Raw genomic sequence first — 15,700 nt, 5'->3', positions numbered from 1 at the left:
CGCACGGTGCGGCGCGGCGCGGCGCTGCGGCGCACGGTGCGACCGCGGCGATCCCGTGCCGTGTTGACCGCTCGGTGCCCGCTTGTAGAGCCGCACGGAGCCGTCAACCTCGCACCAGCCGAGACTCCGGGGTCAGGCGGGGTCAGGCAGGGCGACGGGAGCGCCGACGACCCTCGTGCGACCACGCCGACGACGGCAGCAGGCTCGGCGGCAGCAGGCGCGACCGCAGCACCCGTCCACCGGAGACCGAGGCGTCGAGCGCCTCCCGCGCCTGCTGCACGTGCTGCACGAGCGCCTCGCCGTCGACCGCTGCGACCCCGCCGGCCGCGAACCGTTCACGGTCGACGGCGTCGACCACGGCGTCGAGGTGCGGGAGTGCCGACGGCGGCAGCACCTGACGGAGTCGCCCGAGGACGGCTCGGGCAGTCCGGGCCGCAGCCCCTGCGTCACCGGGTGGTGCCAGCCCCGGGGCGTAGCCGTGGTCGGCGACGTCGTCGAGGGCCTCACGCCAGGCGTTCACCGCGGGTGAGCGACCAGCGGCGACGGCCGACAACCGCGACCGCCGTCGGAGTGCTCGGACGAGTCCGGGGGCGATGAGCAACGCGAGGACGAGTGCCGCGCCGAACAGCAGGCCGGCCGGACCGCTGCCACCCGAGGCACCGGCCGCACCGGGCTGCGCCGACGCCGAGGGGGTCGACGTCGCCGAGGACTCGGCGGGTGCGGACTGCTCGGGCGCGGGCAGCGGAGACTCGGGCGTCGCGGCGGTCGGGGTCTCCGTGGGTTCGGTCGAGGGCTGCGCTGCCGCGTCGGAGTCCGGTGTCGGCTCGAACGCGACCCACCCGGCCCCCTTGATGTACAGCTCGGGCCAGGAGTGCAGCTGCCGGTTCGACACCGCGTACTCGCCGTCGGGCTGCGCCGCCCCGGCCCGGTACCCCACCGCGATCCGGGACGGGATGCCGAGCGTCCGGGCCATCACGGCCATCGCCGACGAGAAGTGCACGCAGTAGCCCTCGCGCACCTGCAGGAAGGTCGAGACGACGTCCATGCTGTCGCCGTCGTAGCCCTGCTCGACGGGGGCCGTCTCGGAGTAGGTGAACAGGTCGCTGCGGAACCACTGCTCGAGGGCGCGGGCCTGGGCGTAGTCGTCGGACGCGGCCCCGGCCACCCGCTCCGCGGTCGACGTGATGTTCGCGGGGAGGTCCTTCGGCAGCGTCAGGTCGGTCTGCAGCTGGTCGCCGCTCGGCTCGCGGAACCCCCGGCCGTCGGCACGGGACAGGACACCCGAGGCCGCGACGGCGTCGAGGTACGCGTTCGCGAAGGTCGAGGCACCGTAGACCTCGTACGTCGCACCGCGCGGCGTGGCCGGACCGGTGGACCGCACGGTGCTCGAGGACCCCATCCAGCGCCACTGCGACAGGTCGAGGTTGGTGGAACGCGACTCGATCGACACCGCCCCGGACGGCACCGGTAGGTACGTGCTCGACAGCCCGGTGATCCGGACCGTGACGTCACCGCGCGTCGCCAGGCGGGGGTTCACGCCCTCGGCCCACTGCTGTTGGTCGGCGGTGTCGGCCTCGGCGGCGTTCGTCACCGTCGGCACCCAGTCCCCGGTGCCGAACTCGTCCAGGTCGGCGAGCTTGAGGTACTCGGGCTGGCCGTCGGACGACCGGTAGCGGAGCACCTCGAGTTCGCTCGGCTGCCGCAGGTCGTTGCCGAGCTCGAGCAGGGTGCCGGGTCGCCCGGGCTGGATCGGCGACTGGATGGCCCCGGTGACGCCGGACAGCCAGCTCGCGTTGAGCGGCACGATCGCGGGCAGGCCGATCGCGACGACGAGCCCGATCGCACCGACGACCGCGGCCGGGACCGCTCGCTGCACGGGTCGGACCGACAGCCACAGCAGGGCGAGGAAGGCGACGGCCGTGGTGATCACGAGTGCGGTGCCCGCCGGCTGTCCGGTGATGATCCCCGGCACGATGAGGATGACGAGGGCGGGCGCGGCGGCGAGCGACGGGATCCGGGCGATCGCGGCGAGGAACAACGAGACGCCCGCCACCCAGGCGATCGACACGGTCACGACCAGTCGGATCGCGTCGGTCTGCGGCAACGGCGCGGGGTTCAGGCGGATGGCGGCGAGCGTCTCGCCCAGCGCCCCGTCGGCGTCGAGCCAGCCGAGGGGTTGCACGTCGTTGACCAGGGCGGCGGCGCACGAGCACAGCACGAGGGTGGCGACGAGTGCCACGAACCGGACCCCGGGGGCCCGGCGACGCACCGCGAGCATGACGGCCACGAGCACCGCGACGACCACGACGCCGGACACCCACCAGGCGGTGCCCTGCACGAGCGGGCGGATCGCGAGCGCGGCGATGAGCACGGGCACCGGGGCGAGCGCGACGACCCAGGTGCTCGGGGTGTCACGGGTGTCGTCGTCGCGGTCCAGGACCTCACGCACGTCGACGGGTCGACGCGACGACGCAGCGGCGCCGCTCACCGTGCGGCTCCGGACGCGGTCGCCCCGGCGACCGGCACCACGAGGGTGCGCCAACCGCCGCGGTCGAGGATCCCCCGGACCACCGGGTCCGGCGGCACGATCGTCGCCATGATCCCGCGGCTCGATCCGCTCGTCGCCGTCACGAGTTCGGCCGCTTGCTCGGCGGTGCAGTTGCCGGTGACCACCGCGGTCATGCCGTGCACGTCCCGCCCGCGCACCTCGGGCAGGACCTCGGTGACCGGACGGGCGTCGCTGCGGAGCCGGACGTCCGCGAGTCCGACGAGCACGTCGGTGAGGCCGCCGACGTCACCGGCGTGCCGGGTGCTGCCGGACGGTCCGTCGCTCACGAGCACGACGCGCGAGGTCCGGGCGGCGAGGGCGCGGGCGACACTGGCGGCGACGACGACCGCGTGCTCGAAGGCCTGGTCACCGCCCAGGTCGGACAGCTCCGCCAGGTCCTCACGCCCGAGGCCCTGGTAGGACTCGCGCCGGACGTCGAGCGCGATGACGGCCTCGGGTGGTTGCGCCTGCGTGGTCTGCCGGACGTGCAGTTCGCCGCGGCGGGCACTCTGCGCCCAGTGCACCCGACGGATGGGGTCGCCGGGACGGTACGGCCGGAGTTCGCTGTCGTCGGCGGACCCGCCCTGCCCGACCCGTCCTTCGTCGGCGGAGACGGCCCCGGCGAGGGCGCCGGTGTCGATCGCGGCGAGGGGTGCGCTCGTGGGGACGACGACGACCTCTTCCGCCGGCACCACCGGGCGGTCGATGCGGAGCAGGCCGAAGGGGTCCTCGACCCGGATGGTGACGGGTCCGACGAGCGTGCGGCCGCGGTGCATCGCGAGTGCCTCGACGTCGAGCACCGCTGGCGGCAGGCCCGGGCCGACGAGCGCGTAGGTCTCCGCCTCGGACGCGCTGGCGAAGGCGTCCTCGAGCTGTTCGCGGACGAGCAGGGTCGACCGCGGTCCGATCGGCAGACTGGTGCTGCCGAGGGTGATCCGCTCGCGGTACACCTCGCCGACCTGCACGATCGCGCGGGCCGTGCTCCGGCTGCCCCGGAGCGGTGCGGCGACCACGAACGCCATCACGATGCCGAGCACGACGAGCACGAGCAGCAGCAGCCCGGCCGAGACGGCGACGCTGGTGGTGCCCACGAGTCCGCCCCCGATCAGCCCGATGCCGGTCGCGATGACGGTCCAGCCGCGCACGGTCGGACGGGGGAACGGCGTGCGCCGGAGCAGGGACAGCCCGCGGCGGCCGAAGCGCCCGAGCGTCGAGCGCGCGGCACCGGTGCGCCGCAGCAGCGACGACGGTGCCGATCGGCCGGGCATCAGGAGCGGACGGGGGTCGCCGTGAACGGCACGGCGGTGTCGGAGACGATGCGGACGACGATCTCGCGCACGGTGTCCTCGCCCGTGCCGCCGAGTCCCCGCGCCACCGGCACGAGCCGGTGGGCGAGCACGATCGGTGCCAGGGCGGCGACGTCGTCCGGCGTGACGAACGGCCGGCCGAGCAACGCCGCGTGGGCACGGGCTGCCTGGGCCAGGTGCAGCGTGGCGCGGGGGCTGGCGCCGAGCACCAGGTCGGGGTGGGTGCGGGTGGAGCGGACGATCGCGATGACGTACGCCTCGACGTCGGGGGCGATGTGGACGTTCGCCACGGCCTCGATGATCCCGCGCAGCGTGGTCACGTCGACGATCGGTCGCAGGTGCGACAGCGGGTCGCCGCCGCCGCGGTTCGCGAGCATCTGCCGTTCGGCGTCGACGCTCGGGTACCCCATCGTGATGCGCGCCATGAAGCGGTCACGCTGGGCCTCGGGCAACGGGTAGGTGCCCTCCATGTCGATCGGGTTCTGCGTCGCCACGATCATGAAGGGGCGGTCGAGCAGCCGGGTCACGCCGTCGACCGTGACCTGCGCCTCCGCCATCGCCTCGAGCAGGGCGGACTGGGTCTTCGGGCTGGTGCGGTTGATCTCGTCACCGATGACGACGTTCGCGAACACCGGCCCCGGTGAGAACCGGAACGTGCCAGAGGACTGGTCGAAGATGTTCACCCCGGTGACGTCCGACGGCAGCATGTCGGACGTGAACTGGATGCGGTTCACCGAGCCGCCCACCGAGGCGCCGAGTGCCTTCGCCAGGACCGTCTTGCCGACGCCGGGGACGTCCTCGACGAGCAGGTGTCCCTCGGCCAGCATCACGGTGAGGGCGGTGCGGATCGCCTCGGTCTTGCCGTCGATCACCGTCGAGACGGACGCGACGATGGCGTCGCCGACCTCTCGGATGCGCTCGAGGGGGAAGGCGGGGTCGGTCGGCTCCGGCACGCAGGGCTCCTCGTCTCGGGACAGGTGTCGTGCATGCTACATCGGTCCGGTGACAGCGCCCGGTGGGCGTGTCACCGATGCGCACTGGACGGGAGGCCCGTGGGACGTGCGCCGATCGGCGCACGTCCCACGGGCCTCCCGTCCGGATCACGTGGTGCGTCTCAGACGCGACTCACGCGCGCGTCGTGAGCGCCGTGTCGGCTGCGAGCAGGACCTTCGCGGCGACCGCGACCCCTTCTTCGCGACCGAGCTCGGTGTCCTCGTGCTCGATGTTGACCCACATGTCCGGGTCCACCTCGCGCAGGGCCTCGAGGAACGCCGACCAGTACGCCTCGTCGTGGCCCTTGCCGAGCGCGACGAAGTCCCACGCGGACGGCTTCGGCCACTCGTTGGCCCACTCGTCGCCACCGAGGTTCGTGCGCGGCTCGTCCGGCGACAGCCGACGGAACGAGTTGTCGAGCACGCCGTTGATGGCCGCGTGCGGGTTGATCCGGACGTCCTTCGCGGCGGCGTGGAAGACCAGGTCGCCGAGGTCGCGGACGACCGCCACCGGGTCCATCTGCTGCCAGAACAGGTGACTCGCGTCGAGTTCGACGCCGGTGTTCGTCAGGCCACCGCGCTGCACGAGCTCGCGGATCGTCGCCGGGTTGAACACCACGTTCTGCGGGTGCAGCTCGAGCGCGACCTTGACCCCGTGCTCCCGCGCCAGGGCGTCGATCTCCTGCCAGAACGGCACCGCGACGCTCCACTGGTACTCGATGACGTCGAGCGCGGCGGAGTTCCAGGCGTTCACGATCCAGTTCGGTCGGGTGCCGCCGGGCTCGCCGGCCGGCAGCCCGGACATCGTGACGACGCGGTCCTGCCCGAGGCGGGCGGCGAGACGGATGCTGCGCCGGATGTCCTCGGCGTGGGCCTGACCGATCGCTCGGTCCGGGTGCAGCGGGTTGCCGTTGCAGTTCAGGCCGGCGATGGACACCCCGGTGCCCTCGAACTGCGCGAGGAAGGCGTCACGTGCTGCGTCGTCCTCGAGGATCGCGTCGATGTCCGGCACGTGCACCGGCGGCAGGAAGCCGCCGGTGTTCAGCTCGATGCCGGTCAGGCCGTTGCCCGCGATGGCCGTCAGGGCCTCGGCGAGCGGCCGGTCGTGGAAGATGGCGTTGTAGAGACCGAGCTTCATGCGTGCGCTCCTTCGGTGGTGCGGACGGACGGCACCTCGAGGGAGGCCCCACCGGCCCCGGCGGACCGTGCCACCGCGTCGAGGATCTCCATGTTGTGCACGCCGTCGTCGAACGTGGCGTTGGCCGGCAGCGGGTCCGCGACGCCGGCGACCTCGTCGAGGAACGCGCGTGCCTGGTACTCGAACATCTGGTTCTGCCCCCAGCCGACACCGGGCGCGTCCATCGCCATGCCTCCGGCGACGTAGGGGTGGTCCGGGCCGAGGACGACCTGGCGGTAGCCACCGAGGCGGGAGCCGTCGGACTGCAGCGCGAGGCCGATCTCCGAGGCGCGCTCCTGGTCCCAGCGCGCTGCACCGTTCTCGCAGAAGACCTCGATGACCAGGCCGTTCGGGTGCGCCGTGGCGACCCGGGACACCTCGAGCGAGCCCACCACGGAGCCGTCACCGAAGCGTGCGTTGAAGGTGGCGTAGTCGTCGTTCTCGACGTCGGCGAACTCACCCGTCAGCGGGACGGCTTGCCCGCGCAGGGCGAACCCGGCGGCGATCGGGCGCTTCGTGATGGCGGTCGTGAACATGCCGCCGTTGACGCTCTGCACCTCGCCGGCCAGGAACTCGGCCACGTACGCCAGGTGCGAGCCGACGTCGGCGAGGGCTCCGGTGCCGGGGGCACCCGCGAAGCGCCACGAGAAGGGCACGTCGGGCGACGAGCCGTAGTCGGTCCAGTAACGGGCGGAGACGTGCAGGACACGGCCGAGCGTGCCGTCCTCGACGAGCTGCTTGATCGCGGCGAGGCCAGGGGCGCGGCGGTAGGTGAAGCCGACGCGGGCGACGAGCCCGCGCTGCGATGCCTCGGTGGCCGCGGTGGCCATCGCCCGTGCGTCCTCGAGCGAGTCCGACAGCGGCTTCTCGCACAGGACGTGCTTGCCGGCGGCCAGCAGCCCCTCGACGATCTCGCGGTGCAGCTTGTTCGCGACGACGACGCTCACGACGTCGATGTCGTCGGCCTCGGCGATGGCTCGCCAGTCCGTGTCGTGGCGGGCGTAGCCGAAGCGCTGCGCAGCCTCGGCCGCCAACGGCTCGTACACGTCGCCGATCGACACGAGCCGCACGGGCGGCGGCGTCGGGGCGAAGAGTGAGGGTGCGTTCCGCCACGCGGCCATGTGGGCCTTGCCCGCCATGCCCGCCCCGATGACGGCGACGCCGATGCTGTCGCTCATGTTCTCTCCTTCGAGAAGTCCGGTGCCGATTCTGGAACGTTCCAGAACGTGTCGGTAGACTGTAGCCCGACCACCCCATGTCCTGTCAAGGAGCCGCGTGTCACGACCCCCGACGATCATCGACGTCGCGACCCGTGCCGGCGTCTCGAAGTCACTCGTCTCGATGGTGCTCCGCGACGATCCGGGCGTCTCCGACGCACGCCGCTCGGCCGTGCTCGCGGCGGCCGCCGAGCTCGGCTACCGCCCCAACCGCGCCGCCGCGATCCTCGCCGGCACCCGGACCCGCACCGTCGGCGTCATCGTCGACGACTTCCGCAACCCGTGGTTCGTCCCCCTGCTCGACGGCATCCGCGACGCGCTCGCACCGCACGGCCTGCGGCTCACCCTCGCGGACACCCGTGCGAACGCCCACCTCGACTCCTCGCCGTTCGACGACCTCGTCTCACTGCGGGTCGACGGCGTCGTCCTCGCCGCCGAGGGCTTCCCCGACCTCGTCGTGCCGGACGACACCCCCGTCGTCGTCGCCGGCGCCCGGGCCGACGTGCCCGGCGGGCTCGACGTCGTCGCCTCGGACGAGGCCGCCGGCGGCCGGTTGGCAGCGGATCACCTGATCGGACTCGGTCACCGCCGCATCGTCCACGTCACCGGCTCGGGAGGCCCGGCTGCGGCCCGCCGCGAGGGCACCGTCGCGCGGATGGTCGCGTCCGGCATCGCGCCGCTGGTCTACGGCGACGGCCCGACGTCCGAGACGACCGGGTACGAGGGCACCCGCCGCGCACTGCGGGACCACCCGGACCTGACGGCGGTGTTCGCCGCGAACGACGTCATGGCGATGGGCGCGATCGCCGCCGTGCGCGAAGCCGGACTCCGGGTCCCCGAGGACGTCTCGGTGGTCGGCAACGACGAGACCCCGCTCGCCGCCTCACCCCTGCTGCGGCTGACCACGGTCGACCCGCACAACGACGAGGTCGGGCGGCTCGCGGCGAATCGGCTCGTGGAGCTCGTCGGCGCGGCCGAACGGCCCGCCCCGACCCGGGTCCTGGTGCCACCGTCGCTCGTCGTGCGGTCCACGACGGCGCCGCCGCGGGCCTGAGACGCCGCCGCCGCACGACCGCAGCGCGCGGGGCGGCGGTGATCCGGGCCTCCCGGCCGACGGATCAGACCGTGGCACCCTCGAGCCGGTCGACCGCGACCGCGAGTTCTTCGAGTTCCGGGACCTCGCGCGCTTCGGCGAGCGCCCCCTCGAGCGCAGCGGCGTGGATCGGCGTGGCCGCGTCGAGCAGCCGCTGACCGGCGTGGGTGAGCTCGGTGTAGAGCCCGCGGCGGTCGTCGGCGCAGAGCACGCGGGTGAGGAGCGCACGCTCCTCGAGTCGGTTGACCAGCCGGGTCGTGGCACTCGGGCTGAGGGCAGCTGCGCGGGCGAGCTGCTGCATGCGCATGTGGAAGCCGTCCTGCCGGCGCAGGGCATCGAGCACGGTGTACTCGACCACGGAGAGGTCGACGTCGCGCAGCGCGCGCTCGAGTCGCGTCTCGATCAGGCCGTGCAGTGCCGCCAGGGTGCGCCAGCCGTGGGCACGGACAGCGGTGGAGGTGTCGTCGACGGACATCGGGCTCCTTCTGGTCGGCTGCGCGGTCGGTCGCTGCGGTCGTTGCGGGCGCGTGCAGTTGCTTGCGCTGATACCCCGCGTGTGCAACTATCGATACCGCGCGTCTGCAACAACCAGCGTACGCGGCACAGCGCCACCGCACAACGGAAGGAACCCCCATGCCCGCGGGACTCATCGCCCTCGCACTCGGCGGATTCGGCATCGGACTGACCGAGTTCGTCATCACCGGCCTGCTGCCCGAGATCGCGGCCGACTACGGCGTCACCGAGACCACGGCCGGGTGGCTCGTCACCGGCTACGCACTCGCCGTCATCGTCGGCGCCCTCGGCCTGACCGCAGCCACCACCCGGCTCCCCCGCAAGCCCGTCCTGCTCGGGCTGCTCGTGCTGTTCATCATCGGCAACACGCTGTCCGCGATCGCACCGACCTACGAGGTGATGATGTCCGGACGCGTCATCGCGGCACTCTGCCACGGAGCGTTCTTCGGCATCGGCTCCGTCGTCGCCGCGAACATGGTCGAGCGCTCGAAGCGCGCCTCGGCGGTCGCCCTGATGTTCACGGGGCTGACAGCGTCGAACGTGCTCGGGGTGCCGTTCGGCACGTTCCTCGGCCAGGCGCTCGGCTGGCGTTCGACCTTCTGGGCCATCGTCGCGATCGGTGTCGTCGCCCTGGTCGGCGTCCTCGTGCTCGTCCCCGCCGTCCGCCAGACCGAGACCCCGTCACTGGCCCGCGAGCTCGGGGTCTTCCGCTCCGGCCAGGTGTGGCTGTCGCTCGGCATGACCGTGCTCGGCTACGGCGGGATGTTCGGGGCGTTCACCTACATCGCGTACACGCTGACCTCGGTGTCCGGGTTCCCGTCGTCAGCTGTGCCGTGGCTGCTCGTGGTGTTCGGCGTCGGGCTGTTCGTCGGGAACTTCGTCGGCGGCAAGCTCGCCGCACGCTCGATCGACCGGACCCTGCTCGTCGTGCTCGTCGCCCTCACCGTGGTGCTCGGGCTGTTCGCCCTCGTCGCGACGTCGCCCGTGCTGACCGTCATCGCGCTCGTGCTCATGGGCGCCTTCGGGTTCGCGACCGTGCCAGCCCTGCAGACGCGCGTGATGCAGTACGCGGACCACGCGCCGACCCTGGCGAGCGGGGCGAACATCGCGGCGTTCAACCTCGGGAACGCGCTCGGTGCCTGGATCGGTGGGCTCACCATCGCCGCCGGGCTCGGCTACACGTCGCCGATCTGGGCGGGCGCCGGGATCACCCTCGCCGCCGTGGCCCTGACGCTCGTCGCCATGGGTGCCGTGCGGCGTGGGCGTTCGCGCGGCGCTGGCGAGCTGACCTCGACAGGGAGCATCGCGACGGCCTGACGGCAGCCCGGCGGAACCAGATTCCGGACACAGCACCACGCCGTTCCGCGGTGCCGTGTCCGGAACCTGGTTCACGCGGCGTGCAGACCAGCACGGAGACGACGAAACCCCGGTCCGATCGGACCGGGGTTTCATGGAGTGCGGGTAGTTAACGAGTTTCCACCGAGGCCCGTAGTTGCGCGGAAGGAGCCCGTAGTCCGGAGGACGTGCGGCACAGCATGGAGGTGGCGTTTGGCACAGCCGTCGGCCGGGATGACATTGCGTAGGCGTAGCTGGCGCCCGAGGCAGCAGAGCAACCAGCCGACAGGACCTGTACGGCAGGCACGACGAGCAGCATGGCTCGAAACGCCCGGCCGCTCGCTGGCCGCGACGGCCAGAGCGATGTCGCACCCACGGGTCACCGGGGCGCGTTCATGCCGATTTGGTGTCCATTCAGGCTCCGTTTGTGTCACATCGAGCGTGCTGAGTGTCACAGGAGTGCCGTACTTTGGTCGACGTGGAGCACTTTGATGTCGTTGAGGCGTTGGCGCGGACGGCGCTCGGTGGCGGGCGAGCCGCGGTAACTCGACAGATTGAGCGTCTGGAGAGTGCGCTCGCGGCTGACGGCCGCGCCAACGAGGCTCGTTCTCTCCGCGGCATCTTGGACCGAGCGTCGCGCGTCCAGGCGGTTGAGCCGTTGAACCTCGTGCCGAGCGCGGCTCCTGCAACACGCACGCCACCGCGCCTATCAACGAAGTCCTCGCTACCGGTTGATCGGGAGACCAGTGCTCCGCTTTGTGAGGTGGTGTTCCCGGATGCAGGACCGGCGCAACCGATCCTGCCGGAGCGCGCGGAGGCCGCGTTCGAGAGCCTCGTCCGCGAATGGACTCATGAGGAGGCGCTTCATGCAGCCGGCCTCGCAGTGAGCCGGTCACTGCTGCTGTACGGCCCGCCTGGCACGGGAAAGACGACCCTCGCTCTGAACCTGGCGTCGCGGATGAGCCGACCTGCTGTAATCGCACGGCTCGATGGGCTGATCTCGTCGTTCCTCGGCAACACAGCTCGCAATCTGGGGGCGTTGTTCGACTTCTGTAACCGGTATGACACCGTCCTGGTGTTGGACGAGTTCGACGCAGTGGCGAAGATTCGAGACGACCCGAACGAGGTTGGCGAGATCAAGCGGGTGGTGAACGCGTTACTGCAGAACCTCGACAAGCGCGCTGATGTGGGGCTGACGATCGCGATTACGAACCACGACCAGCTGCTGGATGCAGCGATCTGGCGCCGGTTCGAGCATCAGATTCAGCTGGGTCTGCCCGACGCGGAGCTCCGGCGTCAGATTGCGGATGTGTATCTGACGCATCTCGGGTCTCCACCGTCACTGGCAAAAGCTGTTGTGTGGGCGACTGAAGGTCGGTCGGGTGCAGACGTTCGATCACTGGTGCTCACGCTGACCAAGGCTTGGGTGCTGTCAGGGATGACCATGTCGCAAGCAGCCCTGTTGCGCGCGACGTCCCACAACAGCGCGCACCTGCGCAGCGACGCCAACCGCGCCTTGGCTGGCTCCGACGCAGACCTGGCCAGGGAGCTTGCTGATTCGGCGGGTATGACAGGCGGCGAAATTGGGCAGCTCTTTGACCGGGATCGCCGAACTGTCGCGAGGTGGATGCAAGGATAGGCATCACGCTCGGCAAGGGGGTCAACGATGGCGAATGCACCGGTCCAACTGGTTCTCAACTCTGCGCAGTTTCGTGCGGACCGCGATGCGCCGGGTGGCGGTGGTGGTCATGACTTCTACGCTGGCCGAGACGCGGCGTTCGCCGAGCATCGGGACGCATTGGTCGCCGACCTGACGGGCATAGTGGCCGCCGAGGTCGACAAACCGCTGATTCATCTGAGAGTCATGATGCGGGGCGATGCTCTCGCGAAGTCCCACCGCCCCTTCGGTTCTCTGTTCCGCGCTCGTCTCGCAACACACGTTGGGACGCAGCGCTACGGTGAACTGATCTTCGCGACGACATCGACACTGCTAGGTGAGGTGCGCGACCTTGTTGCATCGGCCGAGGAGATCGTCGCGACCGAGGTAGATCAGTCAGGCAAGGAGCGGCCAGTGCCGTCGAAGGAGCGCTCGGAAGTCAGTGCGATCCAGTCGGTCTCGTTGTGGTCGCCGGAACTGGCGCGACGATTCTCACTCAACGACGCCGAGGAATGGCTGGCCCAAGCCGTGCTGCCGGGCCTGCGTGTATCGACCTTCGCGCTACCAGAAGCGTCCTCGACCAACGAGGCACTGCAGACGGCGCGGCGAGCATCGATCGCGGCACATGCGACGCTGAATGCGTACATTTCTGAAACCGACCTCGTCTCGTACTCGACGCCTCTCGACGCGTTGCCGTCAGTCCAGACGAGGTTCAGGCCGCCGGAACTGAGCGCCGATCGTACGGAGGCCGCGCTGGCGTCTGGAACCGTCGCCGAAGCAGAACAGCGGCTCGCCGGGAACCGATCGTCCATGGTCACTAACTTCCGTCAAATTCTCGCAGACCTCGAATCGAGCGCGGTGGTCCGCGAGGTTTCACTGGACGAGGACGTGGATGATTGGGAGTACGAGTCCGAGGGCTTCGAAGCGAACGAGTCCGCGCCCCCGCCGCCCTCCAAAGGGCGGGCAATCGTCGGGGTGATTGATGGCGGTGTCGCTGGATATACGGACTCTGCAGTTGTCGGGCGCAGTGGCGTCGTCGATGACTACGACAAGATCGGAACCGAACTCAACCATGGAAGTGGCATTGCGTCGCTTATCGCTTGGGGCCACTGGTTCAACCCCTACCTGGTGGCCGACGACGCATGTGACGTGTACGACCTAGACCTAATCCCGGCGAAGAGTAGGACGACTCTCTACTACTCCTCGTTGGAGGATCTTCTCGGGCAGATCCGGTCGGCGGTGCGGCGAGCCCGCGACGAGGCAGGCGTTCGAGTGTTCAACCTGTCTTATCGTTTCAGAACGCCGCCAGGCAGTCGCGGCTATAGTCACGCTGCCGAGGCACTCGACACGATCGCGCTTGCCGAGGATGTCCTATTCGTGATCTCTGCCGGCAATCTATCTATGCATGAGCAACGCGACCCGTGGCCCCTTCGTGGCGAAGAGGTGCCCTTGTTCATGGCGGGCGACAGGTCGGTGGGCGGCGTTTACGCACCAGCCGAAAGTCTCACCAACCTTTCGGTCGCGGCGGTGAATCCCCCGGGCCTCTTCGCGGCGGTGGAGCATGCGCCCACGCAGTACACACCGCGCGGCATCCACACGCCTTCTGCGAACAAACCCGACCTTGCGGAAGTTGGCGGAGCAGCTCCGTCAAAGCTCGAACCATCAAACTTGTCGGCTCTCGACGCGACCGGTAATCGGGTTTCCGTACATGGAACAAGCTTCGCCGCTCCTCTCGCAGCACGTAAGGCCGCAGGTCTCGACGCTGCGATTCAGGGAGCGGTGAGCAGAGAGACGCTCATCGCCCTGATGACGCACTTCAGTACCATGCCATCCGTCTTCACCGCCAAGTCTTGGAAGGACGCGCACCCCTACGGCCGCAGCCTCGTCGGTCACGGCATCCCTGCAACTGTTGAACAGATGCTCGAGGGCGTCGCCTCCGAGATGACATTCGTCATTCACGACACGCTGCTGCCTGGCAGGCGAATCCAATTCCCGATCACCTGGCCCGCAGCTCTCACCACCGCTGACGGGAAGAGCCAGGGTGAAATCCGCCTGACTCTCGTACACCGTCCACTGCTCGACCCACGGCACGGCGACGAGCGCGTTCGTGTGAACGTGGAGGCCGCCTTGCAGCAGGCGAATGGGGACGGCTTCAGGGGGCAGGCGAAGGAGACACACGTCCTCTTCACCGGCATCGAACACGCCAATGAGCGCGAACGCATCACCGCGCTCGGCAAGTGGTATCCGTTGAAGACGTACGCGACCACAATGCCCCTGGGGCGAGGCGAGTCCCCCGACTGGCGAGTCGACATCGGATATCAGATGCGCAGCAACACCCTCCTCCCCGACGAAGGAGTGCCATTCTCACTCGTTTTGACAATCTCCGACCCCTCAGGCGATGAGAACGTCTTCAACGAGATCCGCTCTGGCCTCATCAGTTCTGGCGCTCAACTCCAAGACCTTCGCACAGCAATCCGCGTCGAGGCAGCTGTATGAGCCTGAGTGTGAACCTGCGCGGGCACGCGCCCACTCAACCATTGCTAAACTAGCAGCACGGTTGGGCCCGTGTCGGAAATAATTGGTCGGGGGTTGTCCTCCTGCTAGCGAGAGCATGGGACTGCTGTCGGTTCGGTTGACTCCTGACCTGTGGGGACGTGGTCCTCGCTGGAAGGATGTCGATCATGGCCAAGCCCTATCCGGAGGAGTTCCGACGCGACGTGATCGCGGTCGCGCGTCGGGGTGAGCTCTCCTTGACGCAGGTCGCGAAGGACTTCGGGATCTCCGAGGGAACCGTGACGAACTGGCTCCGCCGAGCAGACATCGACGACGGGGCCCGATCCGGGACCACGACGACGGAGAACGTCGAGCTGCGCGAGCTGCGGAAACGGAACCGGCTGCTGGAGCTGGAGCAGGAGAACGAGATCCTCCGCCGTGCGGCCGCGTATCTCTCCCAAGCGCACCTCCCAAAATGATGTACCCGCTGGTCCTTGAGCTCGCCGCCGACCGGATTCCGGTCGCGGTGACCTGCCGGGTGCTGGGCTTTTCGAAGCAAGCGTTCTATGCCTGGCGGAAGAACCCGGTGAGCCGCCGCGATTGGGTGAACGCGCATCTGACCAACGCCGCCGTCGATGCGCACCGGGACGACCCGACGTTCGGGTACCGGTTCATCGCAGACGACCTGACCGCCGCCGGCCATCTCGTGTCGGAGCGGCGGGTGTGGCGGTTGTGCTCGCAGCAGCGGCTCTGGTCGTTGCACGCCAAGAAGCGGGGACTGCACCGGAAAGCGGGTCCGCCCGTGCATGACGATCGGGTCCGGCGGACGTTCATCGCACCAGACCTGGACCGGCTGTGGTTGACGGACATCACCGAGCACAACACGAGCGAGGGCAAGCTCTACCTCTGCGCCGTCAAGGACGCCTGCTCCCGCCGGATCGTGGGGTACTCGATCGATTCCCGGATGCGGTCTTCGCTCGCGGTCGCGGCCCTGCGGATGGCAATCTCCCGCCGGAACCCGGACGGAACGGTCGTCCATTCCGATCGGGGCAGCCAGTTTCGTTCGAAGCGCTTCGTGCGGGCGATCGAGGACGCAGGGCTGCTCGGCTCGATGGGTCGGGTTGGTGCGTGCGCGGACAATGCGGCGATGGAGTCGTTTTTCGCGCTGCTGCAGAAGAACGTCCTCAACCGCCGACGATGGGCAAGCCGGGAACAGTTGCGCGTCGCGATCGTGCACTGGATCGAGGGCACCTATCACCGGAAGCGTCGACAACGCGGGCTCGGGAAGTTGACGCCCGTCGAGTACGAAGCAATCATCAACCCACAGGTCGCACTCGCGGCCTAAACCAACGAGTCAACTGAATCGAC

General features: G+C 69.6%; 11 protein-coding genes. 5 read left to right on the top strand and 6 right to left on the bottom strand.

Annotation, left to right across the window (positions count from 1 at the left end; all coding sequences use genetic code 11):
• Positions 1-142: 142 nt before the first annotated feature.
• The 5 genes from EDF31_RS15165 to EDF31_RS15145 form a co-directional block, all read right to left on the bottom strand.
• Positions 143-2,488, bottom strand: a complete 2,346-nt coding sequence (locus EDF31_RS15165; RefSeq protein ID WP_131846718.1) for a DUF3488 and transglutaminase-like domain-containing protein — start codon at positions 2,486-2,488, stop codon at positions 143-145.
• Positions 2,485-3,816, bottom strand: coding sequence for a DUF58 domain-containing protein (locus EDF31_RS15160; RefSeq protein ID WP_131846717.1), 1,332 nt, complete (start codon positions 3,814-3,816; stop codon positions 2,485-2,487). Before EDF31_RS15160 ends, EDF31_RS15165 begins: the two co-directional genes overlap by 4 nt.
• A complete protein-coding gene (locus EDF31_RS15155) occupies positions 3,816-4,808 on the bottom strand; it encodes a MoxR family ATPase (protein WP_243650084.1) in 993 nt (330 codons plus the stop codon). Before EDF31_RS15155 ends, EDF31_RS15160 begins: the two co-directional genes overlap by 1 nt.
• 172 nt (positions 4,809-4,980) lie before the next feature.
• Complete coding sequence (locus tag EDF31_RS15150; protein ID WP_131846715.1) at positions 4,981-5,985, bottom strand: sugar phosphate isomerase/epimerase; 1,005 nt, start codon at positions 5,983-5,985, stop codon at positions 4,981-4,983.
• The gene (locus EDF31_RS15145) at positions 5,982-7,202 is read right to left on the bottom strand and encodes a Gfo/Idh/MocA family oxidoreductase (protein WP_131846714.1); all 1,221 of its coding nucleotides are present in this window, start codon (positions 7,200-7,202) and stop codon (positions 5,982-5,984) included. The genes EDF31_RS15150 and EDF31_RS15145 overlap by 4 nt, the downstream gene beginning before the upstream one ends.
• 97 nt (positions 7,203-7,299) lie before the next feature.
• Here EDF31_RS15145 and EDF31_RS15140 point away from each other — a divergent pair, with 97 nt between their 5' ends.
• Positions 7,300-8,295 carry a LacI family DNA-binding transcriptional regulator gene (locus EDF31_RS15140; RefSeq protein WP_131846713.1) on the top strand — a complete coding sequence of 332 codons (996 nt, stop codon included), beginning with the start codon at positions 7,300-7,302 and terminating at the stop codon, positions 8,293-8,295.
• A 64-nt stretch (positions 8,296-8,359) separates the two neighbouring features.
• Here the strand turns inward: EDF31_RS15140 and EDF31_RS15135 are convergent, their stop codons facing one another.
• Positions 8,360-8,809 (bottom strand): MarR family transcriptional regulator, encoded by a 450-nt coding sequence (locus tag EDF31_RS15135; RefSeq protein WP_111084650.1) that lies wholly within the window; start codon positions 8,807-8,809, stop codon positions 8,360-8,362.
• A 158-nt stretch (positions 8,810-8,967) separates the two neighbouring features.
• Here EDF31_RS15135 and EDF31_RS15130 point away from each other — a divergent pair, with 158 nt between their 5' ends.
• The 4 genes from EDF31_RS15130 to EDF31_RS15115 all read left to right on the top strand — a co-directional run bounded on the left by EDF31_RS15130 (position 8,968) and on the right by EDF31_RS15115 (position 15,677).
• The gene (locus EDF31_RS15130) at positions 8,968-10,164 is read left to right on the top strand and encodes an MFS transporter (protein WP_131846712.1); all 1,197 of its coding nucleotides are present in this window, start codon (positions 8,968-8,970) and stop codon (positions 10,162-10,164) included.
• Between the two features lie 496 nt (positions 10,165-10,660).
• A complete protein-coding gene (locus tag EDF31_RS15125; protein WP_165901445.1) occupies positions 10,661-11,821 on the top strand; it encodes an ATP-binding protein in 1,161 nt (386 codons plus the stop codon).
• Between the two features lie 27 nt (positions 11,822-11,848).
• Entirely contained in the window at positions 11,849-14,335 is a 2,487-nt protein-coding gene (locus tag EDF31_RS15120; RefSeq protein WP_131846710.1) for a S8 family serine peptidase, read from the top strand.
• A 185-nt stretch (positions 14,336-14,520) separates the two neighbouring features.
• Positions 14,521-15,677, top strand: a protein-coding gene (locus EDF31_RS15115; protein ID WP_131846709.1) for an IS3 family transposase whose coding sequence is annotated in 2 segments (ribosomal slippage) — positions 14,521-14,794 and positions 14,794-15,677 — 1,158 coding nt in all. Because the reading frame shifts where the segments join, the coding sequence is not laid out codon by codon here.
• Positions 15,678-15,700 lie beyond the last annotated feature (23 nt).

It is taken from the genome of Curtobacterium sp. PhB142, assembly GCF_004341255.1.
Taxonomy (GTDB): Bacteria; Actinomycetota; Actinomycetes; order Actinomycetales; family Microbacteriaceae; genus Curtobacterium.
The sequence above is the reverse complement of the archived record's forward strand: the minus strand, read 5'-3'. Positions and strand labels throughout refer to the sequence as shown.

Bases quoted from the DNA above. Each gene is read 5' to 3' on its own strand.
- EDF31_RS15160 (WP_131846717.1), bottom strand. From the start codon at position 3,816: ATGCCCGGCCGATCGGCACCGTCGTCGCTGCTGCGGCGCACCGGTGCC.
- EDF31_RS15150 (WP_131846715.1), bottom strand. From the start codon at position 5,985: ATGAAGCTCGGTCTCTACAACGCCATCTTCCACGACCGGCCGCTCGCC.
- EDF31_RS15145 (WP_131846714.1), bottom strand. From the start codon at position 7,202: ATGAGCGACAGCATCGGCGTCGCCGTCATCGGGGCGGGCATGGCGGGC.
- EDF31_RS15135 (WP_111084650.1), bottom strand. From the start codon at position 8,809: ATGTCCGTCGACGACACCTCCACCGCTGTCCGTGCCCACGGCTGGCGC.
- EDF31_RS15130 (WP_131846712.1), top strand. From the start codon at position 8,968: ATGCCCGCGGGACTCATCGCCCTCGCACTCGGCGGATTCGGCATCGGA.
- EDF31_RS15120 (WP_131846710.1), top strand. From the start codon at position 11,849: ATGGCGAATGCACCGGTCCAACTGGTTCTCAACTCTGCGCAGTTTCGT.